28 protein-coding genes are annotated in these 24875 nt (G+C 65.0%); 15 read left to right on the top strand and 13 right to left on the bottom strand.

What is annotated here, in order from left to right:
- The first annotated feature begins 103 nt into the window (after window positions 1-103).
- The gene (locus AC6EI4_RS06300; RefSeq protein WP_498450934.1) at window positions 104-751 is read left to right on the top strand and encodes a superoxide dismutase family protein; all 648 of its coding nucleotides are present in this window, start codon (window positions 104-106) and stop codon (window positions 749-751) included.
- 39 nt (window positions 752-790) lie between these two features.
- On the top strand, window positions 791-1324 hold the full coding sequence (locus AC6EI4_RS06295; RefSeq protein ID WP_498450933.1) for a hypothetical protein: 534 nt from the start codon (window positions 791-793) through the stop codon (window positions 1322-1324).
- On the opposite strand, the gene AC6EI4_RS06290 is transcribed toward AC6EI4_RS06295, so the two are convergent.
- Window positions 1321-1515 carry a hypothetical protein gene (locus AC6EI4_RS06290; protein WP_498450932.1) on the bottom strand — a complete coding sequence of 65 codons (195 nt, stop codon included), beginning with the start codon at window positions 1513-1515 and terminating at the stop codon, window positions 1321-1323. The genes AC6EI4_RS06295 and AC6EI4_RS06290 overlap by 4 nt on opposite strands.
- Before the next feature lie 218 nt (window positions 1516-1733).
- Here AC6EI4_RS06290 and AC6EI4_RS06285 point away from each other — a divergent pair, with 218 nt between their 5' ends.
- The 8 genes from AC6EI4_RS06285 to AC6EI4_RS06250 all read left to right on the top strand — a co-directional run bounded on the left by AC6EI4_RS06285 (window position 1734) and on the right by AC6EI4_RS06250 (window position 8904).
- Complete coding sequence (locus AC6EI4_RS06285; RefSeq protein WP_498450931.1) at window positions 1734-2438, top strand: excalibur calcium-binding domain-containing protein; 705 nt, start codon at window positions 1734-1736, stop codon at window positions 2436-2438.
- A 22-nt stretch (window positions 2439-2460) separates the two neighbouring features.
- Window positions 2461-2988: a hypothetical protein gene (locus AC6EI4_RS06280; RefSeq protein ID WP_498421659.1), complete on the top strand. Its 528-nt coding sequence runs from the start codon at window positions 2461-2463 to the stop codon at window positions 2986-2988.
- A gap of 165 nt (window positions 2989-3153) precedes the next feature.
- The gene (locus tag AC6EI4_RS06275) at window positions 3154-4422 is read left to right on the top strand and encodes a TadA family conjugal transfer-associated ATPase (protein ID WP_498450930.1); all 1269 of its coding nucleotides are present in this window, start codon (window positions 3154-3156) and stop codon (window positions 4420-4422) included.
- Window positions 4422-5276, top strand: coding sequence for a type II secretion system F family protein (locus AC6EI4_RS06270; RefSeq protein ID WP_498450929.1), 855 nt, complete (start codon window positions 4422-4424; stop codon window positions 5274-5276). The genes AC6EI4_RS06275 and AC6EI4_RS06270 overlap by 1 nt, the downstream gene beginning before the upstream one ends.
- The gene (locus tag AC6EI4_RS06265; RefSeq protein ID WP_498450928.1) at window positions 5273-6160 is read left to right on the top strand and encodes a type II secretion system F family protein; all 888 of its coding nucleotides are present in this window, start codon (window positions 5273-5275) and stop codon (window positions 6158-6160) included. The genes AC6EI4_RS06270 and AC6EI4_RS06265 overlap by 4 nt, the downstream gene beginning before the upstream one ends.
- A 17-nt stretch (window positions 6161-6177) precedes the next feature.
- Window positions 6178-7653, top strand: coding sequence for a recombinase family protein (locus tag AC6EI4_RS06260; protein ID WP_498450927.1), 1476 nt, complete (start codon window positions 6178-6180; stop codon window positions 7651-7653).
- Window positions 7654-8338: 685 nt separating this feature from the next.
- On the top strand, window positions 8339-8623 hold the full coding sequence (locus AC6EI4_RS06255; RefSeq protein ID WP_498450926.1) for a hypothetical protein: 285 nt from the start codon (window positions 8339-8341) through the stop codon (window positions 8621-8623).
- A complete protein-coding gene (locus AC6EI4_RS06250) occupies window positions 8620-8904 on the top strand; it encodes a hypothetical protein (protein ID WP_498450925.1) in 285 nt (94 codons plus the stop codon). Before AC6EI4_RS06255 ends, AC6EI4_RS06250 begins: the two co-directional genes overlap by 4 nt.
- A gap of 149 nt (window positions 8905-9053) precedes the next feature.
- On the opposite strand, the gene AC6EI4_RS06245 is transcribed toward AC6EI4_RS06250, so the two are convergent.
- The 3 genes from AC6EI4_RS06245 to AC6EI4_RS06235 all read right to left on the bottom strand — a co-directional run bounded on the left by AC6EI4_RS06245 (window position 9054) and on the right by AC6EI4_RS06235 (window position 11473).
- A complete protein-coding gene (locus AC6EI4_RS06245; RefSeq protein WP_498450924.1) occupies window positions 9054-9701 on the bottom strand; it encodes a hypothetical protein in 648 nt (215 codons plus the stop codon).
- Between the two features lie 269 nt (window positions 9702-9970).
- Window positions 9971-10636 (bottom strand): recombinase family protein, encoded by a 666-nt coding sequence (locus AC6EI4_RS06240; RefSeq protein ID WP_498450923.1) that lies wholly within the window; start codon window positions 10634-10636, stop codon window positions 9971-9973.
- Window positions 10637-10660: 24 nt separating this feature from the next.
- On the bottom strand, window positions 10661-11473 hold the full coding sequence (locus AC6EI4_RS06235; protein WP_498450922.1) for a hypothetical protein: 813 nt from the start codon (window positions 11471-11473) through the stop codon (window positions 10661-10663).
- A 219-nt stretch (window positions 11474-11692) separates the two neighbouring features.
- On the opposite strand from AC6EI4_RS06235, the gene AC6EI4_RS06230 reads away from it, so the two are divergent.
- Together AC6EI4_RS06230 and AC6EI4_RS06225 are read left to right on the top strand one after the other, a co-directional pair.
- Window positions 11693-12046 (top strand): hypothetical protein, encoded by a 354-nt coding sequence (locus tag AC6EI4_RS06230; RefSeq protein WP_498450921.1) that lies wholly within the window; start codon window positions 11693-11695, stop codon window positions 12044-12046.
- Between the two features lie 973 nt (window positions 12047-13019).
- Window positions 13020-14069 (top strand): hypothetical protein, encoded by a 1050-nt coding sequence (locus tag AC6EI4_RS06225; RefSeq protein WP_498450920.1) that lies wholly within the window; start codon window positions 13020-13022, stop codon window positions 14067-14069.
- Between the two features lie 111 nt (window positions 14070-14180).
- Here AC6EI4_RS06225 and AC6EI4_RS06220 read toward each other — a convergent pair whose 3' ends face one another.
- The 7 genes from AC6EI4_RS06220 to AC6EI4_RS06190 form a co-directional block, all read right to left on the bottom strand.
- Complete coding sequence (locus tag AC6EI4_RS06220; RefSeq protein ID WP_498450919.1) at window positions 14181-14735, bottom strand: hypothetical protein; 555 nt, start codon at window positions 14733-14735, stop codon at window positions 14181-14183.
- A gap of 512 nt (window positions 14736-15247) precedes the next feature.
- Entirely contained in the window at window positions 15248-15460 is a 213-nt protein-coding gene (locus AC6EI4_RS06215; protein WP_498450918.1) for a hypothetical protein, read from the bottom strand.
- A 435-nt stretch (window positions 15461-15895) separates the two neighbouring features.
- Window positions 15896-16450 (bottom strand): antirestriction protein ArdA, encoded by a 555-nt coding sequence (locus AC6EI4_RS06210; RefSeq protein ID WP_498450917.1) that lies wholly within the window; start codon window positions 16448-16450, stop codon window positions 15896-15898.
- A 527-nt stretch (window positions 16451-16977) separates the two neighbouring features.
- Window positions 16978-18054: a hypothetical protein gene (locus AC6EI4_RS06205; RefSeq protein ID WP_498450916.1), complete on the bottom strand. Its 1077-nt coding sequence runs from the start codon at window positions 18052-18054 to the stop codon at window positions 16978-16980.
- Between the two features lie 74 nt (window positions 18055-18128).
- Window positions 18129-18311, bottom strand: coding sequence for a hypothetical protein (locus tag AC6EI4_RS06200; RefSeq protein WP_498450915.1), 183 nt, complete (start codon window positions 18309-18311; stop codon window positions 18129-18131).
- Window positions 18312-19116: 805 nt separating this feature from the next.
- On the bottom strand, window positions 19117-19317 hold the full coding sequence (locus AC6EI4_RS06195) for a hypothetical protein (protein ID WP_498450914.1): 201 nt from the start codon (window positions 19315-19317) through the stop codon (window positions 19117-19119).
- Window positions 19314-19688, bottom strand: coding sequence for a hypothetical protein (locus tag AC6EI4_RS06190; RefSeq protein ID WP_498450913.1), 375 nt, complete (start codon window positions 19686-19688; stop codon window positions 19314-19316). The genes AC6EI4_RS06195 and AC6EI4_RS06190 overlap by 4 nt, the downstream gene beginning before the upstream one ends.
- 148 nt (window positions 19689-19836) lie before the next feature.
- Between AC6EI4_RS06190 and AC6EI4_RS06185 the strand changes: the two genes are divergently transcribed.
- The 3 genes from AC6EI4_RS06185 (at window position 19837) to AC6EI4_RS06175 (ending at window position 22618) form a co-directional block, all read left to right on the top strand.
- Complete coding sequence (locus tag AC6EI4_RS06185) at window positions 19837-20331, top strand: hypothetical protein (protein ID WP_498450912.1); 495 nt, start codon at window positions 19837-19839, stop codon at window positions 20329-20331.
- A 297-nt stretch (window positions 20332-20628) separates the two neighbouring features.
- Window positions 20629-21834 (top strand): DNA cytosine methyltransferase, encoded by a 1206-nt coding sequence (locus tag AC6EI4_RS06180; protein WP_498450911.1) that lies wholly within the window; start codon window positions 20629-20631, stop codon window positions 21832-21834.
- Window positions 21835-21865: 31 nt separating this feature from the next.
- Window positions 21866-22618, top strand: a complete 753-nt coding sequence (locus AC6EI4_RS06175) for an Eco29kI family restriction endonuclease (RefSeq protein WP_498450910.1) — start codon at window positions 21866-21868, stop codon at window positions 22616-22618.
- On the opposite strand, the gene vsr is transcribed toward AC6EI4_RS06175, so the two are convergent.
- Window positions 22615-23133 carry a DNA mismatch endonuclease Vsr gene (gene vsr, locus AC6EI4_RS06170; protein WP_498450909.1) on the bottom strand — a complete coding sequence of 173 codons (519 nt, stop codon included), beginning with the start codon at window positions 23131-23133 and terminating at the stop codon, window positions 22615-22617. The two genes, AC6EI4_RS06175 and vsr, sit on opposite strands and share 4 nt — an antisense overlap.
- Before the next feature lie 9 nt (window positions 23134-23142).
- Window positions 23143-24819 (bottom strand): recombinase family protein, encoded by a 1677-nt coding sequence (locus AC6EI4_RS06165; protein ID WP_498450908.1) that lies wholly within the window; start codon window positions 24817-24819, stop codon window positions 23143-23145.
- Between the last annotated feature and the right edge of the window lie 56 nt (window positions 24820-24875).

Raw genomic sequence — 24875 nt, 5'->3', positions numbered from 1 at the left:
CCCTTGACAGGCTCGGCGGCCGCGGAGGAACGTCGATGGTCCGACTAGAGCAGAGCCGCCTCCGCGAGGGCATGCACCCTCGCCCGGACGAGAGGGTGACGACATGTTGGCACGGACCCAGGCACGAGCAGCCGCGATGGCAGGTGGAGCCGCCCTGCTCACCGCGGCCGTCATCGTGACGACGAACGGCGTCGGCGGCGCGGCGGACAACGGCGGCCGAGCCGCCGGCGCCGCCGCCGCACCGAGCCATCAGCACACGAGACCACATCACAGCAGGACGGAGCAGGTCGTGCTGCGCGACGTGGACGGTCGGCGCGTCGGCCGGGTCTCGCTGCAACAGCGCGGCGACGTGGTGGTGGTCCAGGGACGGTTCCGGTCGCTGTCGCCGGGCTTCCACGGCTTCCACGTCCACACCACCGGTCTGTGTGAGGCGGACGCCCCCGCCGGGCCGTTCACCACCGCGGGCGGGCACTACACCGGCGGGGAGACGACCCACGGCGACCACGCCGGGGACCTGCCCTCGCTGCTGGTGACCGAGTCGGGGGAGGCGTACGCGCAGTTCGCCACGGATCGGTTCACCCTGGCGGAGCTGCGCGACGCCGACGGCTCCGCGGTGATGGTGCACGAGGGCCGCGACAACTTCGCCAACATCCCGGAGCGCTACTCCTCCGCGGGGACCCCGGGGCCGGACGCCAGCACCTTGGCCACCGGTGACGCGGGCACGCGCGCCGCGTGCGGGGTGATCCGCTGAGCGCGTGTGGGCAGGCGTGGATCGGGGTAGACGCGCCGCATGGGATGGAACTGCACGATCGCCGTCGTCGAGGGAGCCACGCTCGAGGACCTCGCCCGTATCGGCTGGCGCGTCACCGACTCGACCCTGACGTGGGAGGAGGCGACGACCAACGAGAACCAGGGCCTCGCGGGCTGGGCGCAGGACGGCCGCCTCGTGCTGGCCAGTGGCGACTTCGAACTCGTCGACCGCGTCGACGAGCTCGCCACGCTGGGGACGGTCTACTCCGGGCTGTTCGGCTCGGTCACCGACACCTACGACTGGCGGGTGGCCGGGCCGGGCATCGAGCGCCGGTGGGCCTGGTCGGAGTACGAAGAGGTGCTCAACGAGGGTGATCCGCATCCTGCGGAGGAGGGCCTCGAGAGCCTCGACGAGGACAACCTCTTCCTGCTGCTCGAGCGGATGGGCGGGCTGCGCTACGACGAGCGGCTCGAGGAGGCGCGGTTCGTGGTGATCGACCCGGCGGGCGCCGCGGCGAGTGACCCGGTGGAGGCGCCGGTGCCTGCGAGCAAGCGGCGGCGGTGGTTCCGTTAGCTGAGGACCCCGCTGGGTTCGACGTCGTCCTGGGCAAGCGCCGCTCTGAGGACCGCGACGAGTGACCGCGACGGCGAGCACGAGGTCGCGCCCAGATCGCTGATCGTGTTGTCGAGCAGGCTGTACGGCGCGGTGGCGACCGCAGCCGCGACGAGCTCGCACACGACGGTCAGCGGCTGGACCAGCCACATCAGCGCCCACCCGGGTGCTCGAGCGAAGGGGTGTCTCGAAGGTGGTCGCGGCCATGGCGGTCTCCCTGGTGGCTGCTGGCGAGCTCCTGGCCGGATTCTGCCGCTGTCTGCGGGCCACCGGCAAGCGTTGGGGTCGGCGTCAGTGCCGGGCATGTGGTGGTTCTTGGCGGCGTTCGGATATTGCCGTAACGCCACGCCGAACTCTCCGGGCTGGTGAAGTGACGCTCACATCTACGGCTACTAAGGAGAAGGTTCTCGTGCGGCGGATCGGGCTTGTTCTAGGGATGGTGGCGGCTGCGTTCACGCTCCAACCACCTGCATCCGCGGCGGACATGGACTGCGGTGATTTCCCCTCGCAGAAGGCTGCTCAGCTCTTCTTCCTCAACCACAGTCCGGCAGCTGATCCCCACAGGCTCGACGGCGACGGGGACGGAATCGTGTGCGAGTCGCAGGGAGCGCCGTACTACTACGGGAGCGACCCGACTCCCGGCGGCGGGGGTGGTGGGAACTCGACCCAGCAGCCGACAAAGCCGGCGTCGATCAAGGTCGTCAAGGTGCTCCAGGGTGATCTGCTGAAGCTGCGGCAGGGCGCGAGGCCCGCATACAAGGTCCGCCTCGTCGGCGCGCTGGTTCAGGGGAACTCGTGCGTGAGGATCGGCGCCAAGCGCGACCTGCAGTCCTGGATCAAGCCTGGGCGCGTCGTGAAGGTGAAGTTGGACCGGCGGGCACCGCGTCGGGACAAGCAAGGCATTCAACTTGCGCACGTCGTCACGAAGCGCGGCAACTACACCATCGGCGGCACCCAGGTGGCATCCGGATGGGCAGTGCTTCCGGGGTACCAGTTCACCGATCGAGCGCGCTACACGCGGTGGGCTGAGCTAGCGGAGCGCGAGGGCCTGGGGATGCATGGAGCGTGTGGCTAGAGCGTCACGGCCCGGCAGAGGGATGAGTGAGGCCGTCCGGTACGAGTGGGCCGGTTTCGCGCGCAAGCGCTGGGGCCCGGTCAGCGTCACAGTCAGGGTCCACTCCGTCGAGGCCACAGCCGGCGACGCCACCATCGTGCTGAACCTCACCGACCGCACCCCGCGACACGAGCCCCGCCCTCACCTGCCCGTGCCGTTCAGACATGGAGTGCCCGTCGAGCTGAACGGCCGCCATGTCGCGACCGTGCGCAACGAGCCTGGCGGCCCGCTTGGGTTGTTCGTGCGCTGGGCTCGCCAGGAGATCAATGGCGACCCGGGCTTCGTGCTGCCTGGGATGCGGCTGGCGAACCGAGCCTTCCCCGGGCTGACGAGCCTGACGTGTGATGCCGGCACGCTCGTGAGGTCGAACGTGCTGGCGGCGCCGTGGAACGACCTGGCCTGGCACTACACGGTGCCGGGCATCGCAGCCGGCGCGCCCTACGTCAGAGCTGGCACGCGCCCTGAGCACGTCGCCCTGTGGTTCGCGCTCCGCGAGACCACCCGCGCCTGAGTCAGAACCGTCCGCGGGCGATCGGCGTGCGCAGCTCGACCCAGGTGCCTGCTTCTCATCCGCCCCACAAGTATTTGTTGTCCACAGGTGCGTGAAGTGACCCTTCCTCGTGGGTGTGATCGGCGGTAGAACTCTTTGGGGGGAGCCTTACGGGGGACGGTGCGGATGACGTTGACCACGGCACACGGGCACGGCGCGTCGGGTCACGCCGCCCTGGTGGAGCTCCTCGATGAGCGGGTGCGCGAGATCGTGCGCCGCGAGAACATCGACCCCCAGCGTGATGCCGGCGTGGTACGCCGCATCGCGGAGGCCGTGGTCCGTGAGCACGACGAGCGCAGCCTGACCGGTGCGGTGGCGCCGGTCGCGGACCCGGCGGTGCTGGTGGGGGAGCTGCTGGCCCGGGTCTCCGGGTTCGGCCCGCTCCAGGCGTTCCTCGACGACCCGAGCGTGGAAGAGGTCTGGATCAACGACCCGAGTCAGGTGTTCGTGGCCCGCAACGGGCGCCATGAGCTGACCAACCTGGTGCTGACCGCGGCGCAGGTGCGCGAGCTGGTGGAGCGGATGCTCAAGTCCAGCGGGCGACGCATCGACATCAGCCAGCCGTTCGTGGACGCCATGCTCCCCGAGGGACACCGCCTCCACGTGGTGCTCGAGGGGATCAGCCGCGGCTTCTCGGCCGTCAACATCCGCAAGTTCGTGCTCAAGGCGGCCCGGCTGCACGACCTCGTCGACCTCGGCAGCCTGACCCCGCGCGCCGCGGTGTTCCTCGAGGCCTCCGTGCGCGCCGGCCTCAACGTCCTCGTCGCCGGCGGCACGCAGACCGGCAAGACCACGATGCTCAACTGCCTGGCCGCCTCGATCCCAGGCGGCGAGCGGGTCATCTCCACCGAGGAGGTCTTCGAGCTGCGCTTCCCGCACCCGGACTGGGTCCCGCTGCAGACCCGGCAGTCGGGGCTCGAGGGCACCGGCGAGATCCGGCTGCGCGACCTGGTCAAGGAGAGCCTGCGGATGCGGCCGAGCCGGATCATCGTCGGTGAGGTGCGTGCCGAGGAGTGCCTCGATCTGCTCCTCGCCCTCAACTCGGGCCTGCCGGGGATGTGCACGCTCCACGCCAACAGCGCCCGCGAGGCGCTGGTCAAGATGTGCACGCTGCCGCTGCTCGCCGGGGAGAACATCTCGTCGCGGTTCGTCGTGCCCACGGTGGCCAGCTCGGTGGACCTGGTCGTCCACCTGGGGCTGGACCCTCGCGGCGTGCGCCGGGTCAACGAGATCGTGGGCGTGCCGGGGCGCGTCGAGAACGACATCATCGAGAGCGAGGTCCTCTTCGCCCGGCAGGGTGGTGAGCTGCGCCGCGGTCCGGGCATGCCGCCGCACCTGGAGCGCTTCGAGCGGGTCGGCATCGACGTCCACCGCGTCCTGAACGAGGGCGCCTGATGGGAGCGCTGCTGGGGCTCGGCGTCGGGGTCGGGCTGGCGATGGTGTGGTCGGCGTTCTTCTGGCCCCGCCAGCCGCGACGCGCCGCTCCACGACCCGGGCGGCTCACCCAGCTGCTCGCCCGGGCGGGGCTCGGACAGGTCAGTGCCTCCAGCCTGCTGGTGCTGTGCCTGGTCCTCGCGTTGGTCACTGCGGTGGTCATCCAGCTCGTCTCCGCGACCCCGCCGGTGGCGCTCACCTTCGCCGCGATCGCGGGCTACCTCCCGGTGGCCGTCGTGGCGGGACGGGCGCGGCGGCGCCAGCAGGAGTTCGCGGAGGTCTGGCCCGAGGCGGTCGACAACCTCGCCTCCGGGGTCCGGGCGGGGCTCTCGCTGCCCGACGCGCTGGCAGCGCTGGGCGTCAGGGGGCCGGAGCCGCTGCGCGACGCCTTCGAGCAGTTCGCGCTGGACTACCAGGTCACCGGCCGCTTCGGGGCGTCGCTCGACAAGCTCAAGGACCGGCTCGCGGACCCGGTCGGTGACCGCGTGGTCGAGGGGCTGCGGGTGGCCCGCGAGGTGGGCGGCGGCGAGCTCGGGCGCCTGCTGCGCAACCTCTCGGGCTATCTGCGTGACGAGGCGCGGACCCGCTCGGAGATGGAGTCCCGCCAGGCGTGGACGGTGAACGGGGCCCGGCTGGCCGTGGCGGCGCCCTGGCTGGTCCTGCTGCTGCTCTGCTTCCAGTCGGAGGCCATCTCGCGCTACTCCTCCCCGGCCGGGGTGCTCGTGCTCGTCTTCGGTGCGGGGGCCTGCGTGCTGGCCTACGGGCTGATGATGCGGCTGGGCCGGCTACCCACCGAGCGGCGGATCCTGTCATGAGCCTGACCCTGTGGGGCGCCCTACTCGGCGCGGTGGTCGGGGGAGCGCTGCTCCTGATCGGGCAGCGCATCGCCTTCATCCGCCGGCCCCAGCTGGCGCTGCGGGTGCTGCCCTACGTGCGCGACCTGCCGCAGGTCGGGCGCACCCCGACGCTCACGCTCCCGGGCTCGACGCCGGTCTCCGCGGCGAGCGGCGTGTTCGGCCCGGTGCTCCGCTCGGCGGGGCAGTGGGTGGAGCGCATCCTGGGCGGTGCCACGTCCGTACGACGCCGACTCGAGCGCGCCGGCCTCGACAAGAGCGTCCAGGAGTTCCGCGTCGAGCAGGTGCTCTGGGGCCTCGTCGGCTTCGCCCTCGTCGCGACGTACGGCGTGCTCGAGGCGCTGCGCGACCCCAGCGGCTCCCTCGGCACGCTCATCCTGTGCCTGACCGCGTTCGCCACCGGCGTCCTCGCCCGCGACTACCACCTCACCGGTCAGGTGAGGGCCCGCGAGCGGCGGATCCTGGCGGAGTTCCCGACGGTGGCCGAGCTGCTGGCGCTCTCGGTGGCGGCGGGGGAGAGCCCGGTGGCTGCGCTGGACCGGGTGGTCCAGCGCAGCGGAGGCGAGCTCTCGCGCGACCTCGGCCGGGTGCTCGCCACCATCCGCACCGGTGCCCCGGTCGGAGAGGCGTTCGACCGGCTGGCCGCCCGGACAGGGCTGCCGCTGGTGGCCCGCTTCGCCGAGGGCATCGCGATCGCGGTGGAGCGGGGCACCCCACTGGCCGACGTGCTTCACGCGCAGGCCGCCGACGTGCGTGAGGCAGGCCGGCGCGAGCTGATCGAGGTGGCGGCCCGCAAGGAGGTCCTGATGATGGTGCCGGTCGTCTTCCTGGTGCTGCCCGTCTGAATCAGTACTCTTAGGGCGTGGCAACCACCCGCGTCATCCTCTACGCCCGCTTGTCCATCTCTACCGATGAGTCTGTCAGTGTCGAGCGTCAGCTGGAGGCCGGACGCAAGTACTGCGAGTCCCGAGGGTGGCAGGTTGTTGCCGAACACGTTGACGATGGCGTGAGCGCGTCGGCAAACACCCCTGAGGAGCGCTTGGGCTGGCAGGCGGTCTTGGCTCATCCCAAAGGCTCGTTTGATGTTGTCCTGGTCTGGAAAGTCGACCGGTTGGCGCGCAAGGTGCTGGACTTCTTGAACGCTCACAAGGCCCTTGAGGAGCGCGGAGCTGCAGTAGCTGCGGTCGATGACCCAGTTGACATGTCCACGGCTCAGGGACGTGCGTTCGCAACGATGCTGGCGGTTTTTGCTGAGATGGAGGCAGAGAGCATCCGTGCCCGTGTGTCTGCCGCGCGGCGGGCACTCATCAAGGCGGGCCGTGTACCCGGGGGAGCTGCCCCGTTCGGGTACTGGAACGCACCGAACCCAGACGGGCCGGGAAAGGTGCTGGCCAAAGACCCGGCCACCGTCCCGGTACTGGTTGAAGCGGTCGCTCGTGTGCTCCGTGGCGAAACGCTCAACAGCGTTAGCACGTACTTGGACTCGGCTGCGCCACGCGCCGGGAGGAAGAACAACGCGGCGTTCTGGACCATCACAGTCACCAAGCGAATGATGGAGAACCCCATCCTTGCGGGCATGACGCTTTTCAACCCGGGCAACGACGGCAAACTGCGCGGTAAAGACGTGCTGAGGGATGAGTCAGGGATGCCAATCATCCGAGAAGACCTTGCCATCGTCTCCATAGAAGAGTTCCGCGAGCTACAGGGAAGACTGAGGGCAAAGGTGCCCAAGGCGGCAAAGACCGAATCCTACCTGGCTGGAATCGTTTGGTGCGGCCACTGCAGCCGCAAGATGTATCGCAACGCGAAGAACATACGCGGCGAGAGGGTTCAAGTCTTCCAATGCCAAGGTAAGCAAGGATGTGGGCAGCAAGTTAGCCGCTTGGAGGAGATTGTCGAGCAAAGGTTCCTAGAGAAATGGGGAAATCTTCCTGAAGTGGTCTTTGAGTGGACTGCCTCGGACTATGACCATAACGAGATTCGCAACCAGATTGCGGAGACGGCTCAGCGGATGCAGGAAGACAATGCTGACGTGATGGCGCTGGCTGAGCGGATGCAAGGTCTTAAGGAACTGATGCGTAGTCGACCAGAAATCTCCTATACCAAGACCACTGCAACTCGCACGGGTCGAGAGATGTGGGAGCAAGACCCCCGCTCAGCGGTGTTGGGCGTGAGTGGGGGCGTCCAGCTTGTTCGGGGACGAGTTGGTCGCAACTTCGACCAGTCCCGACTGTCCTTCCGCCCTCAACCCGTGGCTACTCCCGCCGAGAAGGCTCAGCTAGCGGAGCACCTGGAACGGGTCCTGAAGGCCCCTAGGAGCGCTCAGCGGCCAATCTGAGGACCTCGGAGTTTATCGCTGGAGACTTCCTCGAACGTCAAATACTCTTGTGGAAGGGAGACGTCCTCAAGGCTTTCGGAACAATGCTGGATTAATGCTGGACGGGGGTAAGTCGACATTTTTACTGTAGTCGCGTTGGGAAACGATGTGCGGTAGAATATACATGTACGGTCCGACCACCAATCAACAGACAAGGCTGACTCTGCGTTTGCTCTAGCAAAGAATGAAGAATCCTCAGACGGTGATTGTGGTGGTCTCCCGTCTGGGGATTTTTCTTTGTCCCCAAGCAAGATGAGTCAGCATCACGCCAGGCCGCTAGTGCGGATAGGTTCCCCACCCTGGCAAATCCGGAGAGACAGCCGGTGACGTGCAACCCACGGTAGGTGCTGGTAGTAGCCCGGGATAGGTCCAGGAGAGAATCCTGGCTCGGTAACTCTAGAGCAATGAACGAGATTCTGACAGTTGGCTAGCAATATCGGCCGTACGCGATACCGAAGTATGTTGTTTTGGAAGGAAGGTGCGAGACCGTCCCCACAGATTGGTGAAAACCATGAGGTGGCATCCGTCCACGTGAAAAGTCTATGACTGAGTAGGGGTTGGGCGATGTATGCCCACTCATGGTAAGGGTAATAGGGAACTGAAAGGTTAGATAGAAGACAATATAGTTTAGTATAGGAGAAACAAAGTGAACAACATTCAACAAGAGGCGGTCATGAGGCTCGCCCATCAAGAAAATATTGAACGAAGGCGCTCGGAACAGTACGAGATTGATTGCAAGAGAGTGCTGAACGGGTACCTGAGCGCGTCGGACCTATGCAAGCTGTTTGCAGATGGCGAAGACCAGTGGCAAGAAGCGCCGGGAGCAACGGCCCGTCGTCTAATCAGCGAGAAGAAGTTGCCCTTCTTGGAGATTGGGCCTGGGAAGTTCGCGGTCGGTCACGGCGTCTCGATACCGGGAGACGCGTCATGAGTGCCGTTGGCGGCCTGGAACAGCCATGGCAAGTCATGGAACTAGCACATGCCGAGTTCCTTGTGTGGGCAAAGGGTCAGCAAGAGGCGGGGAAGCGCCTGGTCGTTGAATCACTGGTCAACGGTTATCAGAATAATGACAATGAGTGGTTCACGGACTACATAGCTTTAACAGATGCTGCAACTGGCGAGTTGATTGCTTCCTATGACCCTTATGAGGAGTCACTACCTATTGACAGCAAGACTATTGTGATTGTGCAGCGAGTGATTACAGAGTCCTAGGCCAACCAAGTCGGTCCCTCTTGTGGTGCAAGAGAGGGACCGACTATGGCGGGTTGAAAGAACATACATAGACGGTCTTTCGTCATGGCGTGTGGCGGACAGAGAAGGCGCCGTGTGATGGAGGACGCGGTATGGCCCCTCAGCGTAAATCAGCGTCGCTGGACCATGCCAGACGAGAACCACTGGACCAGTGTCACCGCGAGGGTGACCGCCGTCTCCGCTTCCTCTTGAGTCACCGGGCCAGCCCCCGGCACTCCACCGTGCCTGTCGTGGTGACCCTTCCAAAGCGCTCGGGCCATGGACAGCACGATGCCCGAAGTGCGGGCGTTGTCGTCCTCTCGGCTGAGGGGGAGCGACCAGTCACCGTTCTGGGCTAACTGGCTGATGACGTGCCCCAGCGTCGCATTCGTCTGGTTCGGTACCACCACGGGAATGGTGGCGTCCTCTACCGCACGCACAGCCAGTGCGTAACCAGTTGAGGGGTCTGGGTGTACGGCGAACACCCTGCCCCAAGCTTGCGCAAGCTGAACGCCCGCTTGACCCGAAGACCTCATCACCGCGTCGGCGTTCGCTTGGACCCCCTTAGGGAGCCGACGAAGGAGGCCCTGAGTTCCCAGTCGTTGGCCGACGGCCCAGGCAGAGCCGGACTCGCGGAGTACCTCGTCTAGCGCCGTGCCGCTCTGTGCGCTGGAACGCGACAGCAGGTAGTCCGCTACGCGGAGTTCGGTGCCCTTGAGGGTAGAGCGCAGCAGCTTCATGGCCGTATCACCGTCGTCGCCGGTGTAGGGCAGGGACACGCGGCACACACGCTCTATTTCCCTCAGGACCGCCGGCTGCACGTCCCACCAACCGTTCGGGTTCCATTGGCATACGGCAGACCGCATCCACGCCCAGAAGGACTCAGCCATCCACGGGGGTACGCCGTCGTGTAAAGCGTCGTAGGTCGCGGACTTTTCGCCTTCGAACCCGAGCGGGCGCCACACATCATCTGTCACGGTCTGATTGTTAACACCTCAGGCCTGCATGCTCCGGTAGGCACGCGGTCGCGAGGACGGCAGTGACGTCGTCAGCTAGCGGCGGCGTCTAGTGCGACGGAGACCAACACCCCCTTGACTGTGCTCGGATACCAGGAAGCACCGCCTCTCGCGGTCGGGATGGCATCGGCGTTGAGACCCGCAGCAATAGCAGCCATCGTGCGACCCTGCGACCGCTCGTGAACGATGCGTGCGCTTACAGCTGGGTCAAGCGTACGAGGGCGACCCAGCCGCACTCCCTGAGCCTTCAACTGCTGCATGGCTGCACTTGTCCTGGCCCCAATGAGCTGCCTTTCATACTCCGCGAAGCAAGCCATGATGTTGCCCATCAGAGCACCGCTTGGGGTCGTGGTGTCCAGTGCAAGGTCGAGAACGACCAACTCCCAACCCCCACGGCGGGCGCGGTCAACGAGCGTCACGAAGTCGAGGATGGAGCGTGACAGCCGGTCCAGCTTGCTGACGACCAGAACGGAGGCGTGACCCTTGTCGAGCATGGTCAGCGCTTCCGCGATGGCGGGCCTTGAAAGGTTCTTTGCGGAGAAGCCTTCGTCGGCCATGTATTCAACGTCTAACCAGCCGCGTCGGCTTGCTTCGACAGCGATGACCTGACGTTGGTCGGAGAGCCCGAGACCAGATACTGACTGCTCTTCGGTAGAGACACGCAGATAACCGATTACCTTCTCGGAACGCTTCTTCATAGAGTCATCATACAAGAAAGGTTCCTATCGTGTATGCGTATTCACAGATGAAGCTGCAAGTTCGCTATATCGGACTAGTGAACCAGCGAATAGGTCGTGAGCGAGTTGAACAAGGGGTCTTAGGTGCTCTTCGCTTAAGGTGAGATGCACTCCAACCCCGCCCGGTATAAGCACGGGCTTCGTGGCGCTCGCCAGGTTCATCAGCGGCCAGGTTCTGCCGTGGGCGAAGGCGCTCGCTTCTCGCCAGCGGGCCCTCGCCTCTTCCCGGTCCCAGCCCACGGCCTTGCCGCCTTCAGCGACGACATCGGAGTAGGCCAGCCGGGTTGAAACGGTTGTGGGCTTGATGCCGAGGTGGGTAGCCAGCTCCACCATCTCCACGGCACGCTGAGCCCCGCTCTTGCCGCGTGTTGGCGGCATGCGACCGGTGTCGCGTTCCCAGAGCTGCCGCTCAGTAAAGTCGTGATGCCAGACGCGGAGTGCTCGACCTTGTCGAGCCCTTCTGGTGTTGGGCACCATCAGCCACATCGCTAGACCTGCAGACTCAACCGCAGCGCGAAGCAGCGTCCACGGTGCCGACACGGTCACGGTGCCGTCTTCGCGTGTCACAAGGTCTCTCAGAGTGATGACGTGGTCCAAGCATGTGACGAGCCCAGTGTTGACAACCATGGATGCCCACATGCCGTTGAGTTCCAGGTCGTCTTTCCGCAGTTCACTGTCAGGGTCGATGGCACCTAGGCCCATGGCGAGTTCGGTCAGGTCGTCGCTCTCGGATAGGGAACCTGCCAGGTCGAAGAGCGGGCCCATAAAGGAAAGCTCTGCCATGTTGTCATCGGTCACGGCTGCAGTCTCGCTGTGAAACAGGCTCGTGGCAACGGGGCCACTTAGCCCCTGACTGGACTATGGGCGCACTATCCAGTCGGAGTATCAGGCTTGAAGGCGACGTATCGTCACTGTGGGCAAAATTTATGCATTCCGGAACTGAGATGTTCTTGCTCCGGCGTCAGGTATGGTCTAGGTCAGGTGGCAACGCGTGTTCATCGCAAAGGAGAGTGTGTAGTGGGTATCAAGCAAATTATCCAGGTCACGGATGACCTGACAGGTAAGACGCTTAATGAGACTCCGGAGCCGACTTCTATCACCTACAAGGGGCAGAAGTATGACGTCTACCTGAGTGCGGAGTCGGTAGCCCTCTTCGAGAAGTTTCTCGAAGGTGATGCGCCTTTGACAGGGGTGAAGCCTGGCGGCAGCGCTGCGAATCCCTACGGCTACGACATGAAGGCCGTACGTGCGTGGGCGATTGGAAAGAAGCTCAGGAACGGGGTCAAGAAAGACAAGGTCATCACGGACACGACTCCCATCCTGTCAAAGCACATCTACGACCTCTACCACGAGCAAGAGGGCAAGGCCTAGACTTAGTCGAGCGCCGACTTGACTTGAGTACCCGACCGGCGCACTGCGCTCTTCGTCTGCGACCGGGCTGCTAACGAGCGGCATCGCATCGTGCCCTACGGTGGAAGGGAAGAACCCCGAGACACTTGCACTGTCTCGGGGTTCTCCTATTGACCGGGCTTCCCCTCCCGGTCGAGGGTTGTGCTGAGGCGGCTCTACTTCCCCTTCTTGACCGTCTCATTCACCGTGGTCTTCGGGCGGCTCTTGACCACCCGCTGACTCACGAACTTGCCAGTGCCCGCATCGCGGCCACGCTTCCCGGCGCTTGAACTGGACTTGCTAGCCATACTTCCTCCTTGGCCCGGGGCTCCGCCCGGTGCGGGCCCGCCTTTGGCGGCGCACCTCCATTACACCATTTGAATGACATCGGTGTAATCCGCGCTCGGTGTGTCTGGTCCAGTTGGCCTCAAGGGGCTGTGGTACGTGATGCGAACAAGGTGCCTGTTCCGGACTGGTGCGGTGCTGCCCGTGACCGTGCTCTTCGCCCTGTGCCTTTTGTGGGCATCAAAGAAGAATGGCGACCTGGGTTCGATGATGTCGGTTGCCCTGAGAGGCGGCGCTCTCTGAGGTTGTTGACTCCTCCGACCGCCGGGCCGAGACTTCGGGCCATGCAACACCAGGAGAGCGGCTTTACCGCGCAGTACGACAGTGGCACCTGCACCTCATGCGGGGACTCGATCGAGGCAGGCCAGGAGATCGCAAACTCGGGTTACGGAGGTCGGTTCGAGCGGTATCACCACGTGCCCTTCTGTCCTGGCTCTCACATCACGTGCAGCATCTGTGGTGAGAACTGGTATGAGTGCGACTGTCCCTGAGTCGAGCGTCCATCGACTAAACCATGGGCAGGAAGACCTCAGCGGACCGTAGTGAGGCATCGGCGCCCCAGCCGTGCGCCGCTCCAACTGGTCGGCGGGGTCTGTTAGACCTAGGAGTCATGGAGACCCAGATGCTGGAGGCGCGGGTTCTCTCCGTCGTTGAGGCTGTGCTCGCAGGACGTCAGGTCGAGGACGACCGCGTCGAACTGAAAGCAGAGTGGCCTGTGGCTGAGCACAAGGTTGCGCGCCAGATCGCTGGGCATGCCAACTCAACCGGGGGTGAGCCGATCCTGTGGATCATCGGACTGGACGAAGGGCGACAGCGTCTGGGCAGTACCGCAGGCGTAGAACCGGCCAACTGGTGGAGCGCCGTAAGAAAGCACTTCGTGGAGGTGAACCCAGAGTTGGTCTTTCTCCGGGTGCCCGTCCTCGGCGGCCGGGATGTGCTGGCTCTCCAGTTCACGACCGACCGCGCTCCGTACGTAGTTGGTGTGCTCGGAGGTGGAAGAGTTGAGCGCGAGGTGCCATGGCGTGAGGGCAACTCGACGCGAACGGCCCACCGCCACGAGATGATCCGGTCGGTTGTGTCAGAGGCGTCCGTACCCGCTCTTGAACTTGTAGGTGGGGCTCTCGAAGTCCACGAGTACTTGCGGGACGACCACACCGGTAGTGACGCAGGTGTGGAGGTGGGAGATCTCAAGGTCCGATGCGCTCTGGACATGTTTCTTTCTGCTCGAGGTCAGGCTTACCTCCCGGAGCACAGGCAAACGCTGACTCTGCGAACGTCCCGGATCGATCGACTCGATCTCGGGTCATTTGCGCTTCACGGCTCCTACCGCTTCGATGGCGTGTCACAGAGCGGCATACGTCGACGAGTCCCCTCCGGCAACGTCGCGGTTCTTGGTCACAGCACCGTGGAGGTAGGTGGACCGGGAGATCTACGCCTCCGGGGTGAGCGCGTCTTCAAGCAAGAAGCGGTGGCTGAGATCCTCAGTGCGCGCAAGGTCGTCATTGACCTTCGCTTGCCGGTCGACATGAGTGATCGATCGGCTCGGCTGATCTGTACCATGTCGTTCGTCCCGGGTAGCGGAGAGACGGAGGACGACAGGTCCACTTGGCGGACGAGGTCCCGGTTCACTACCGGAACGGCCGCTCACTGGTGGATCTAGTCCCGAAGTCTCGTTCGGCAAAGGCCTCGGCTCGATCTGCTCGCTGAGGGGACAGTGCGAGCGAAGGAGTGCCTCACAGAGCCTTGCTCATCTCGTGTGGTCTGGTCGTTCCTACATCACGTCCAGGGACTTCCCGAACACGAAGGTGCCGTCCTTGATCTGCGTGTGTAGTGCGTAGCGTCGCTCAAACATTCGGGGAAAGCCGGTAAGCCCATCCCTCGCTGTGACTCTCACAAGCAGTTCGTACTGCTGGTCCGCCTCGGGGCGCAGGAGGTCGACGGTTGCCTCGTCGAAGCGGATGCGTTGAGCGTAAGGAGCCGTCGTGCTGCGGGGGCGGTAGCCAGGGATGACGCTGCGGGACGCGCGCGTGAGATCTACGCGACGGAGCACGCTCACCGGGCCGTGCTCACCCTCTCGTGCCTTGGGTACCGTACGGGTGCGAACGGTGAAGGCAGCGAGTTCGACGTCAACGCAGGACCGGAAACTCTTGTTCACAAGCTTGATCCGGTAACGATGGGTAGGATCGGCTTCCCCCGTGGGCGTCCTTGCAATGCAGCCCGAGATCTGGAGGCGCGGCCGCATGAGGGCAAGGACGACGAAGAAGACCGCTGAGGCCACGAGCCCCGCGACGATGCCTATGCCGAGATCCCCCATGATGTACTCCATTGGCTTCTGGGCGCGTCCGGCGCATAATTGAGTGCTTCGGGGTCAAAGATGTCAGAGTGACGCCATGGTTGGGTGCTATTCGGGAGCACTCGACGGATAGAGAGGAGCAAACATGATGTTCCGAGACGAAGAAGAAGAGTGACCTAAGGTCACCTCGCCCCCGGGGAGTGTCCTCCTCGGGGGCTTTCGTGTCTCAGGGAGCGCCCATCGCCAACTCTCCCGGCAAGGAGCGAGGCCTGGATCGCCCGGTCTAGACGGAGGCGGGTTGGGGCATCGCCGATCACAGCGTCCTAGCGGTGCCGCATCCGGGGCAGTTGCTTCTCTCGAACGCGCGGTGCTTGCTGCAAGGGTCGTCCAACGACACCGAGGTGCGCACTTCAGCGCCCGGGTGTCGGGCGATTAGCGCTCGGATCTCTTCGGCGTTGCCACCCGTTGTGCTCGGGAAGATGCCCAGCAGGTCTCCTGTGCGAGTGCGCACCTCTAGGCGTGAGTGCACCTCTTCACCTCCAAACTCAGTCTGGGAGCCGGATAGTGCCGGCAACGTACCCCTCCGCGAGTGCGCACATGACGGAGTTGCGGTTCGTGCCAGCCTCGTCTGCTTTGTCTTTCACCGCGTTCCACAGGTCCTCGTCGATCCGGATGCCGCGCACGGGCTTCCTGCCACGGTCCTTGTTTGCCCCCGGGACGCCGCTTCGTGGGTCCGGTCGCTTCGTCGTGTCCGCCATGGTTCTAGTGTCTCGCGTTCCGGGTCAGACTCTCGGCAGGCCGAGCCAAGGTCGAGAGAGCGCCAGTCCCCGTCCACCAGGGGAGTCGGGCAGGTGCCCCTTCCTCGGTTCAGAGACCGACGTCCAGACGGCTCGCCTCCTGTGTATGGATCACGTAGATGCCGCGTGTGTCATCCCAACTCGCGGCAAGGACCCGCAGAACCGGCTGCGGTGCCGCCCCCGTTGGCGCTTCTATGACGTAAGGGGCTAACTCTCCGCCTCTCGTACTGAGCAGAACAGGCGCAGCCTGGTGGCGAAGCGCCGCAAGCGCGTCGCACAACTCAGAAACGCTCATCGGTGTCATCGACTTGATCCTCTTCTCCTGGCTTGGCTTCCTCAGGCGGGAGGGAGCCACCCTGTCCGCGACCGTGAGGCGATCGGCCCCCGGTTTCGCCTCTACCGAGATCGGAAGACGTAGACGCCTCCGTGCGGGGTTGGCTCGGTTGAGTAGTCGTAGGCAAGGTCTTGGGTCCATGCGGCCCAGTTGAAATAGGCGGCAAGGTCGTCGGGGAGGCTGGACAGCAGGCCGCAGCCGTCCGCCAGGTCTTCGGCGTACTCGCTGAACGTGTCCCACTCGCCGCAGAACTGCTCCTCGAAGTCGGGCAGGCTCGGCAGGTCGGTATCCCAGTCGGTGACGAGGTCCCCGGAGCGGACCCAAGCCGCGAAGGGGGTCCTGAGGTGTTCGTCAACCTCTGCGAGGAGCCTGCCCCAACTTGCTGCGTGGCCGGGGGAGCACTCTCCCGTGATCGGCAGGTTCTCGTGGTCCATAACCCAGAGTTCTTTGCACGAGGCGCGCGTGACGCTTCCCGCGTCCCTGTGGAGGTCGTTGACGCTGATCTCGTCAGCAGTCGTGGCGTCGTACCACTCGCCGACTAGGTCTCCGGAGTTGTAGCAGGCCAAGCAGCCGATCCATACGCGAGGTGTCGTGACCGGCGCGGTCATCATGTTCATGGTGTCCTTCTTGCTCGATGTGGTGTTGCAACACCAGGGTGGCGCAAGGGCTTCGGTGTTGCAACACCATCTCGCATTTTGAGACTCTGGTTGGAGGGGAGGGGGAGAGAACGGCTCCGGATGGTGGTTCAGGGCTACCCCCCGGGAGCCTGCGCTTCTTGGCGTTCACGGATGAGGGGGCGTGTCGTCCGAGGCGGCAAGCGACTACGCATAGGCACACTCGCGGCGGAGATCACACCGCTGAGTTGGCGTTCGCTCGCCAGGTGATGGGTTCCGCAGTGGTGCAGAAGGGGTGTCCGGGCCGTGGGTGGGGGTATGTCCCCATCGGCGGCAACGAGGGCACCGGCAGTAGATAGCAGCCGAGGGGCTGCCACAGTTCCAGATGTCGCCTCTCTGGTGCGTCCGGTGCTCGTTGTGGGCCGTTGTTGCAGGCCGGAGGCAGGTGGAACGCCGTCAGCCCCCCTCGTCGGTGGGCCGATAAGGGGGGCTGCAACGGCTTTCGGCCGTCTCCGGCTAGGTGGCCTCGTCTACGAGGGCACGCGGCTGGCGAACTCGACGCTCACCGCGATCCTCTGGGTCGTGTCGTTGGCGCGGCTGGGGGACTCGTCTGGCAGCAGGGTCACCGAGGTGATGCGCCCCAGGCCGTCTTGGCACTGCCCGACGAGCGCCTTCAGGTAGGCGGTCGCCTCAGAGCCCATGGCTCCCCACGACATCGCGCGGGAGGAGAGGGCGATCTTCACTTCCACGCTGGTGAGCCGCTCGCCCTTCGTCTCCTGTGTGCCGGTGATCCGGCCCTCGCCCTGGGCGCGCACGGCGGCCCCCATCGCCGTGGTCGAGCCAAGTCCCCCGTCGAAGCGGGCCTCGCGGGGCTCGCCGCGTCGCCCGATCGAGAGGTGACGCGCCACAGATCCGGCCAGGCCCTGGCCGAACCTGTCAGCCCCGCTGGGCTTCGCGATCACAGGCACGGGCTGCCATGCGCCACGCACGGTGAAGCGCACGCGATCCTCAGCGACCTCGCCGACCTTGACGGATCCCGAGGGGTGAACGTCGGTCCACACGCCGTTCTTGGCTAGTGCCTCTGGGGCGTCTTCGACGTCGAGGGGCTGACCCCAGAGGGGGCGGTGGAGGATGGCTTCGACGGTGCCCTTCGACCGGCCGGAAATGGTGTCGTGGACGGGTGCCTCGGTCTGCACAAGGTGCAGCGTCGGCTTGGTCAGCGACTCGGGCATCTTCGGCATCTCGGCGGTGGCGACCACGTCGAAGACATCGAGGCTCGGCAGTGCCCGCAGGGCGTCGGCCAGAACGGTGGCGATGGTGGTGTCGTCGTTGAGCAGGTCGCGCCGCGCCTTCGCTAGGCGGGTCTTGGCGTACGTGAGGTCGTCCTCGGCGAACGTGACCCGTGCACGGGCCGCAGCGAGGTCTTCGGGCGTCGCCGACTTGTCACCGGCTCGGCGGCCCTGGCGCATCGTGGCCACGACATCCTCAGCCAGGGTGAGCGCGCTCTCGGCGGCCTTGTGCTCAGCCTCCGCCTCGGTGAGTTCGGTCTTGCTCTGTGCGACTCGCTCGGCGAAGGTCGTCGCAGGGTTCTTGGGCTTGTTGGCCACGGTGATGGTTCCTTTCGGTGTGAGGGCGCGCGACAGCGGCCCCCGGAGGGGTGGGGTAGAGGTGTTGGTGTGCGTCAGCGCCGCGTGGCGCGGTTGGCCCGGTAGGACGGGTGGACGCGCACGGCCAGGGGTGCGGGCCAGCGTCGGCGGCGGGTGAGGGGAGCAAGGTGCTCCCAGGGCTCCCAGGGCTCCCAGGGCTCGGCCAGTAGGCCGTTGCGGAGGCGAGTGACGATGTTGGCGGCGTAGGTGTCTGCCACGGTTGTGAACTCCTTGAACTTCGGGGCGGCTGGTCCGCCCGTCATGCACCTCCTTTCTGGTTTCTGGATCGGACTTGTACTGCATGACTGACACGCCGCAAGGCGCAGTGGCGGATGCCGGGGTTGGGCCATGTCGGCAAAGGCGCGATCTCGCGTCCGGGGGAAGCCGGTCTATGCCCCCTTCGGGGGCGCATCGTCCTTCTCTGGTGTGGGTTAACCCCGTGACGCCCCCTTCGGGGGCAAAGACGTCTATGGGTTAGGCCCACACCTACCTCTACTTCTGCCTCTGCCTCTGCCGCCTCGCCTCCGCTCGTGCAGGACGGGAGCACGACTCTGCGCCTGCGGCGCGCTGCCGTATGCCGTACATGACGAGGCCTCGGAGACGCGGTTACTACTTATGGCCATTTGTTGTTCGGGACGTGATCTTCCTGCCGATCACCCGGGGCCAGAGAGAACGTGGTCCTCGCCCCACGTCCTCGCCCGTCTGTCACGACGCGTAGCCACCCGGCGTCGCTCAGGGAGGACACTCCCCGCTCGGTGTAGGCGCGGAGTCTCCCCGCCTTGTCACGCTGGCCTACGGCGTCTGCGAGTGATCTCCACGGCAACTGAACCTCCGTGCCGTTTCCGCACAGGCGAGCGACCTGCCGACCTACGTCGCGGCCGCTGCGAGGTTGGTGGAGTGTCACGTCCCGGTACCAAAGCGCTGCCTGGCCCACCGGGTGGGCATGCTCCGCTGATGCCGGGAACCCTCGCTCGGAGAGTGCCATTCGCCTTGACTCGACCCTGTCGTTGAAGGTCCTCGACATCATTCGCTCGCGGCGAGTCGCTCCCGATCGCGCCGGATGAGTTCCGACGTCAGGAGGTAGTGCTCGCGCTCGGTGGCATGGTCGAAGCAGCGCCAGATCACCCGCCGCCCGCCTCGCCGCTGCCGCTTGGTCCTGCCGTGATCGGCAAGCACCTCGATACTCCCGATCTTCTGCCCGACTCGATCGCGGTACGTGCTCACTGCGTTGCCTCTGCTCTGGCGTCGCCGTCAGGGTCCGTCAGCGCCGTCAATGACGGTGTTCCCAGGGTTCGCAGGTTCGGGCGGGGTGTTCCCTTGCGCTTCGCTCCTGTGGCGAGGCTCCACCGGTCGGTGACAGTGACGAACTCAGCCCACGGCGTGATGCCGTGCTGGCCACTGGCGACCTCGGTGAAGTGCTGGGGCTTGCGGCGCAGAGCCGTGATCACGCTGCGCTGCGCGGACCAGATCCGCACGATGTCGTCGGCATCCGACAGGTTGACCGTTGTTTCGCGCTCGGCGGCGGACAGTGTCGCGCCGGGGGGCGCTGCTGTGCGGTTGGTTGCCTCGTGCTCGGTGAGGTCGATGGTTGGCAAGCGGTGCTCCTTCAGGTTGTTGGTTGGGTGTGGTCATGTGCCTCCGGTGGTGGGTGCGGTCGGCTTCAGTCCGACTGGGCAAACATAGCGCAAGCATCATGGACTCTACAACTTGGGGAGTCTAACGTTCGTGCTCTAGGATTCCTCTGTGACTGAGATCGTCTGGGGCGAGCCGAAGCCCGCCGGCAAGGGACAACCGCACTACGTGCTGAGCGCCACTGGCGTCAACGGGCTGGCCCGAGTGACCGCGAGGTGGGATGGGCTGATGCCGAACGCTCCCGCGACGGCGCCGGGGAGGGTAGGGATCACTCGAGTGCGCCGGGAAAATGAACGTGCCGAACGTGGTGTGACCTCTCCTGTGTTGGCCGATGCGCAGTCCGTTCTCACTCGGATGGCTCAGGAGATCCCGGCCCGAACGCGAGGGCTGGACGGCCTCGATCCGATGGACGAGGTCAGAGAGCGGGTGCGACGGATGCCGTCGGGCCCACGGGTCTCGCCGGACTACTACGACCATCTGCTCGCGATTGCTGGACTCATTGAGCAGATCGAGCCGCATCGTCCTATCCAGGTCCTCGCGGAGGTGACCGGCAAGCCGGAGAGCACGCTGCACCTCCATCTGCGCAAGGCTCGTGCGCGGACGTAACGGGTGGGAGATGTGAGCGCGAGGGGGCTGCCAAACCGATATCCCGGTGGGTCGGGGGGCTGTGATGGTTCGGTGCAGCCATGTGTCGTGGCCGAGCAGCGGCTTGTCCAGCGTCAGGTCTCTGTGCTCACGCCGTGTGCGGCTAGGACGCCAGAAGCGGGCACTCTCGGTGTCGCAACGTGTGTCCGTGATGGCGCCGTAGGTGCTCGCGGAGACCTGTCTGGCTTTACGTGCGAGGGTGGAGCGTCGATGACCGGCCCTCGGGCCCGCGACGGTATTGTCCGTGGCGTGCGATCCGTGGAACTCTTCGCAGGTGCTGGTGGACTAGCTCTCGGTGGAGAGGCGGCTGGCTTCCACCCTGAGGTTGTCGTCGAGTGGGATCGGTGGGCCTGTGACACCGTGCGGCAGAACAAGGCAGCCGGGTACCCACTAGTTGGGCCGTGGCGCGTCCATGAGGGTGATGTCAGGGGTGTCGACTGGTCGAAACTGGATGCCACCGTCGATGTCGTCACCGGGGGGCCCCCATGCCAACCCTTCAGCATGGGGGGCAAGGCTCGGGCGGCCGACGACAAGAGGGACATGTTCCCGGCCGCCATCGAAGTGATCCGCACTCTCCAGCCGAAGGCTTTCATCCTGGAGAACGTCCGGGGGCTAACGCGGACCGCCTTCGCCAACTACTTCCAGTACATCCAGCTCCAACTTCAGCACCCCGAGATCGTCAGTCGAGACGGGGAGTTGTGGGTTGATCATTACAACCGACTCCAGGTCGAGCACACAACGGCGAGCGCCGACGGCCTCCGCTACAACGTGGTGCCGACCCTCGTGAACGCGGCGGACTACGGAGTGCCCCAGCAGCGGCACCGCGTTTTCATCGTCGGCTTCCGCTCTGACCTCGATGCCGAGTGGGCCTTCCCGAAGGCCTCCCACTCGTACGACGCTCTGCTCTACGACCAATGGGTGAGCGGCGACTACTGGGAGCGGCACCGAGTGGCCAAGGGCGACCAAGTGCCTCTGAGTCCACGACTGATCAACCGGGTCGCTGCGCTTCGGGGCCTTTTAGATGCGACCGAGTTGGGTGCTCCCTGGCAGACAGTGCGAGACGCCATCTCAGACCTTCCCACGCCAACACTCAGTGGGAGTCGCAAGTACAAGAACCACATTCTCCAGCCAGGCGCCCGCTCCTACCCTGGCCACACCGGTTCTCCGGTGGACATGCCCTCGAAGGCGCTCAAGGCGGGGGGCCATGGAGTTCCAGGGGGGGAAAACATGCTGCGTAACCCCGATGGATCGATCCGATACTTCACCGTGCGCGAGAGCGCCCGCATCCAGACGTTCCCCGACGGCTACGAACTTCACGGGGCCTGGGGGGAAGCCATGCGACAACTGGGCAACGCGGTTCCGGTCCTTCTCGCACAGAAGGTCGCGCAGAGCGTGGCGGATCACTTGCAAGTGGCTGACCTGCGTGAGCGTGCCTCGAAGAAGAGGAATGCTGCAAGCGCCTGACGGGCGAGGGGGCGCACGCTAGCGTCTTGGCGTGACGGAGACACCTGAGGGCTTCAACCCGCTAGACATGGTTCACCTCGCTGAGAGCGTGGGCAATGCACTCCTGAGTGCACGTCCGACGAAGGCGACTCAGTTGCAGGCGTTTCGGGGCGCTGGCGTGTACGCGATGTACTACGTGGGATCTGAAGCCCCCTACGAGGCCCTAGGGGCGGCGAATGAGGGCCTCGCTGACGGGGCGGTGGGCGTTCCGATCTACGTCGGCAAGGCGGTGCCCCGTGGAGGGCGCAAGGGTCTGGTCGTGGAGACGAACTCGTCCGCTCTCTATAGCCGCCTGCGGGAGCACCGCACATCGGTGACTCAGGCAACGAACCTTCATGTCGATGACTTCTACTTCAGGTGGCTCGTGGTCCAGGACATCTGGATACCCCTGGGTGAGTCCATCCTCATCAAGAAGTTCGCACCCGTGTGGAATGTCGTCGGCGAGGGTTTCGGCAAGCACGCTCAGGGTGGCAACCGCAACGAGGAGTTGTCGCCTTGGGACACACTCCATCCCGGCCGCTACAGCGTCCCCAGGGGGCAAAAAGAGCCGGTTCTTTGGTCACAGGTCAGCCTGCCGAACCAGAAGTCGCAAGGTGAGTGGCAAAGCGCGGCCCGTGAGCACGTGGCCAAGACGCTCTCGGGAATGCCAAGTGGCCAACTAGTGGGAGTTGAGTCTCTTCCGACGGTTGAGCCCGAACCTCTCTCTCCCAGCGGGAGTTGGTACGCGCTGACCGGCCCCGCCTAGGTCCCGTCCCCATAGAACCGCTGCCAAGCCTCCAGCGCCTCCTCTCGGGTTGCGTTTGGAGTGTCGGGCGCGCTGGCTTTGCGCCGCCGGGGCTGACGTTCTGCTACGGCTTGCTGAACACGCTCAGCAACGAGGTCCGGATCCTCGTGTTCCCAGGCAACCAGCACCACCCAGCCGGCATCTCTCAACCTGCGCTCCGTGTCGAGGTCCCGGGCAACATTGCCCTCTAACTTGGTGGTCCACCAGTCTGCGTTCGCCGCTCCTCGGCGGGAGTGATCAGGACAGCCATGCCAGAAGCACCCGCGAACATCCACGGCGACACGAGCGCCTACGAACGCGAGGTCCACAGTCCGTCGTACCCCTGAGAGGGGGCGCACTTGCTTCCGATAGCCGGTGAGTCCGCGTGCTCGCAGGGCGCGCCGAATAGCCCTCTCTGGCGCGGTGTCTTTCGTCTTCTGCTTCTGCATCGCGCTCTGCCTGCCGGGGGTGGCCGGGGGTGGAGAGGAGCGCGTCATGCTGCCACGTTAGCCACTAAAGGGATCTACGGAGGGCATGGCCTTCCTCTGCCAGCCACGGGGGCCCCTGGTAGCGCCTCGGACGTATCTAACGAGCGGTGAGAGTCGTCCGGGCAAGCCGCTTGGGGCGCGATCGGTGTGCCCGTTCTCCACTAGCCACTGAGCGGCCCCGGCAAGCGAGGTGATGTTCTGGGGCTGCTCACGTACGAGGATGTCAGCGAGGGCTTCGTAGGTGGCCGCTGACGGTGCCAGGGCGCCTCCATGGCGCTCGTCGAGGGCTGCCCACGTCCGGCCACGCATGTCAGTCACGTGCACTGTGACCTGCTGCTTCATTGGCAGGTTGCGCTTACGGTTCTTAGGCCACAACTTGATCTCTGCAAGGTCTTCGAGCACCCGTCGCTGACCCCACAAGTCGAGCGCGAGGAAGTTGCGAGCCTCCTCCCAACGAAGGTTGGTGTCCTCGGGCTCCCGAGCCGCGTCCTCGATCCGGCCCTCTACCTCTTCGAGTTGCTCTTGCAGGGACGTGGAGCCAGCCTCGAACATGCGGTCGTTGATAACCCCTTCGGTCCAGGAGACGGTCAGTTTGTCGAGCCGAGTGTTGATCCGCTCGCGTTCAGACCACAGGTCCGAGGAGATCGTCTTGTCCCGTGCTTTGGTGAGCGTGCCGGGAATGGTCAAGCCAACCGCGAGCGCGAGGGATGTCCGCACGATGTTGTCCGCATCCTCTCGGTGAGTCGTGATGTGGTCGCCGACGGGGTTGGAGCACTTATAGACCTTCCGGCCATTGCTTGACCCTGCCTCGACTGTCCAGCCGCACTCTCCGCAGCGAGCGATGCCGGACAGCAGGTTTCTGGGCTTGTTGCCGAGGGTCTTGTCTCCCCGGGAACGTGAGGAATGGGTCAAGGTCGCTACGAGGAGGATGTGGGTCTCTTCCGAAAGAATGGGTTCCCACTTCCCTTTGCCAACCACCTCCCCGTTGTAGACGGCCAGGCCAGCGTTCCTAGGGTTGAGCAGGATGCTCCGCACGCTGTTGTGGGTCCACCCGTCCATGTTCTTCCGGCTCCGAGGCGTCGGGATCTGTAAGTCCTTCCAGCGACGCACTATCGACCGCAAGGGAGCCCCGTTCAGTACGTCTTCGGCGGCCTCTCGGATCAGGGTGGCTTCGGTTTCGACGACTTCACCTTGCGTCGTGTATCCGAAGGCTCGAAAGCCCGTGCTCTTGAATACCCCCTGACGGGCTCGTTGCTCGTTTGCGCGCTTCTGGCGCGCGCCCTTGCGTTCGACTTCAGCCCGGGCAACAGCGGCAAGGATGCGAGCGACCATGCGTCCCACATCAGTGGTTAGGTCGATGTCTCCAGTGACGGTAGAGACGCCCACGCCGTGTTCGTCAGCGACCAGGATCAACTTCTCTAGTTCGACCATCGAGCGGGTTAGTCGGTCCATGTGCCACGCGATGACGAGGTCAACCTCACCGTCTCGGACCATGTCGAGCACTCGGTTCCAGGCGGGGCGTTCCGTCCCCGAGTAACCGGAGATGGAAATGTCCGCCTCGACCGCGACGACGTCCCAGCCCCGGAGGTCGGCCCACTTGCGGCAGTCCTCTTCCTGCCGCTGGTTCGCGGCTCCCTCTCCCGAGTCATCGCGGGAGATGCGGGTGTAGATGACTGCGCGCTTGGCTCGGGACACCGTTTCAGCATACCTGCAACGCGCTAAGGACGTTCGCGTTCTGGCCCGGCGTCGTC

It is taken from the genome of Nocardioides sp. Z43_10, from assembly GCF_059766615.1.
The sequence above is the reverse complement of the archived record's forward strand: the minus strand, read 5'-3'. Positions and strand labels throughout refer to the sequence as shown.

Excerpts from the sequence above, each read along its gene's own strand:
- AC6EI4_RS06300 (WP_498450934.1), top strand. The coding sequence starts at position 104 with ATGTTGGCACGGACCCAGGCACGAGCAGCCGCGATGGCAGGTGGAGCC.
- AC6EI4_RS06295 (WP_498450933.1), top strand. The coding sequence starts at position 791 with ATGGGATGGAACTGCACGATCGCCGTCGTCGAGGGAGCCACGCTCGAG.
- AC6EI4_RS06290 (WP_498450932.1), bottom strand. The coding sequence starts at position 1,515 with ATGTGGCTGGTCCAGCCGCTGACCGTCGTGTGCGAGCTCGTCGCGGCT.
- AC6EI4_RS06280 (WP_498421659.1), top strand. The coding sequence starts at position 2,461 with ATGAGTGAGGCCGTCCGGTACGAGTGGGCCGGTTTCGCGCGCAAGCGC.
- AC6EI4_RS06275 (WP_498450930.1), top strand. The coding sequence starts at position 3,154 with ATGACGTTGACCACGGCACACGGGCACGGCGCGTCGGGTCACGCCGCC.
- AC6EI4_RS06270 (WP_498450929.1), top strand. The coding sequence starts at position 4,422 with ATGGGAGCGCTGCTGGGGCTCGGCGTCGGGGTCGGGCTGGCGATGGTG.
- AC6EI4_RS06265 (WP_498450928.1), top strand. The coding sequence starts at position 5,273 with ATGAGCCTGACCCTGTGGGGCGCCCTACTCGGCGCGGTGGTCGGGGGA.
- AC6EI4_RS06250 (WP_498450925.1), top strand. The coding sequence starts at position 8,620 with ATGAGTGCCGTTGGCGGCCTGGAACAGCCATGGCAAGTCATGGAACTA.
- AC6EI4_RS06240 (WP_498450923.1), bottom strand. The coding sequence starts at position 10,636 with ATGAAGAAGCGTTCCGAGAAGGTAATCGGTTATCTGCGTGTCTCTACC.
- AC6EI4_RS06225 (WP_498450920.1), top strand. The coding sequence starts at position 13,020 with ATGGAGACCCAGATGCTGGAGGCGCGGGTTCTCTCCGTCGTTGAGGCT.
- AC6EI4_RS06220 (WP_498450919.1), bottom strand. The coding sequence starts at position 14,735 with ATGGAGTACATCATGGGGGATCTCGGCATAGGCATCGTCGCGGGGCTC.
- AC6EI4_RS06215 (WP_498450918.1), bottom strand. The coding sequence starts at position 15,460 with ATGGCGGACACGACGAAGCGACCGGACCCACGAAGCGGCGTCCCGGGG.
- AC6EI4_RS06210 (WP_498450917.1), bottom strand. The coding sequence starts at position 16,450 with ATGAACATGATGACCGCGCCGGTCACGACACCTCGCGTATGGATCGGC.
- vsr (WP_498450909.1), bottom strand. The coding sequence starts at position 23,133 with ATGACGCGCTCCTCTCCACCCCCGGCCACCCCCGGCAGGCAGAGCGCG.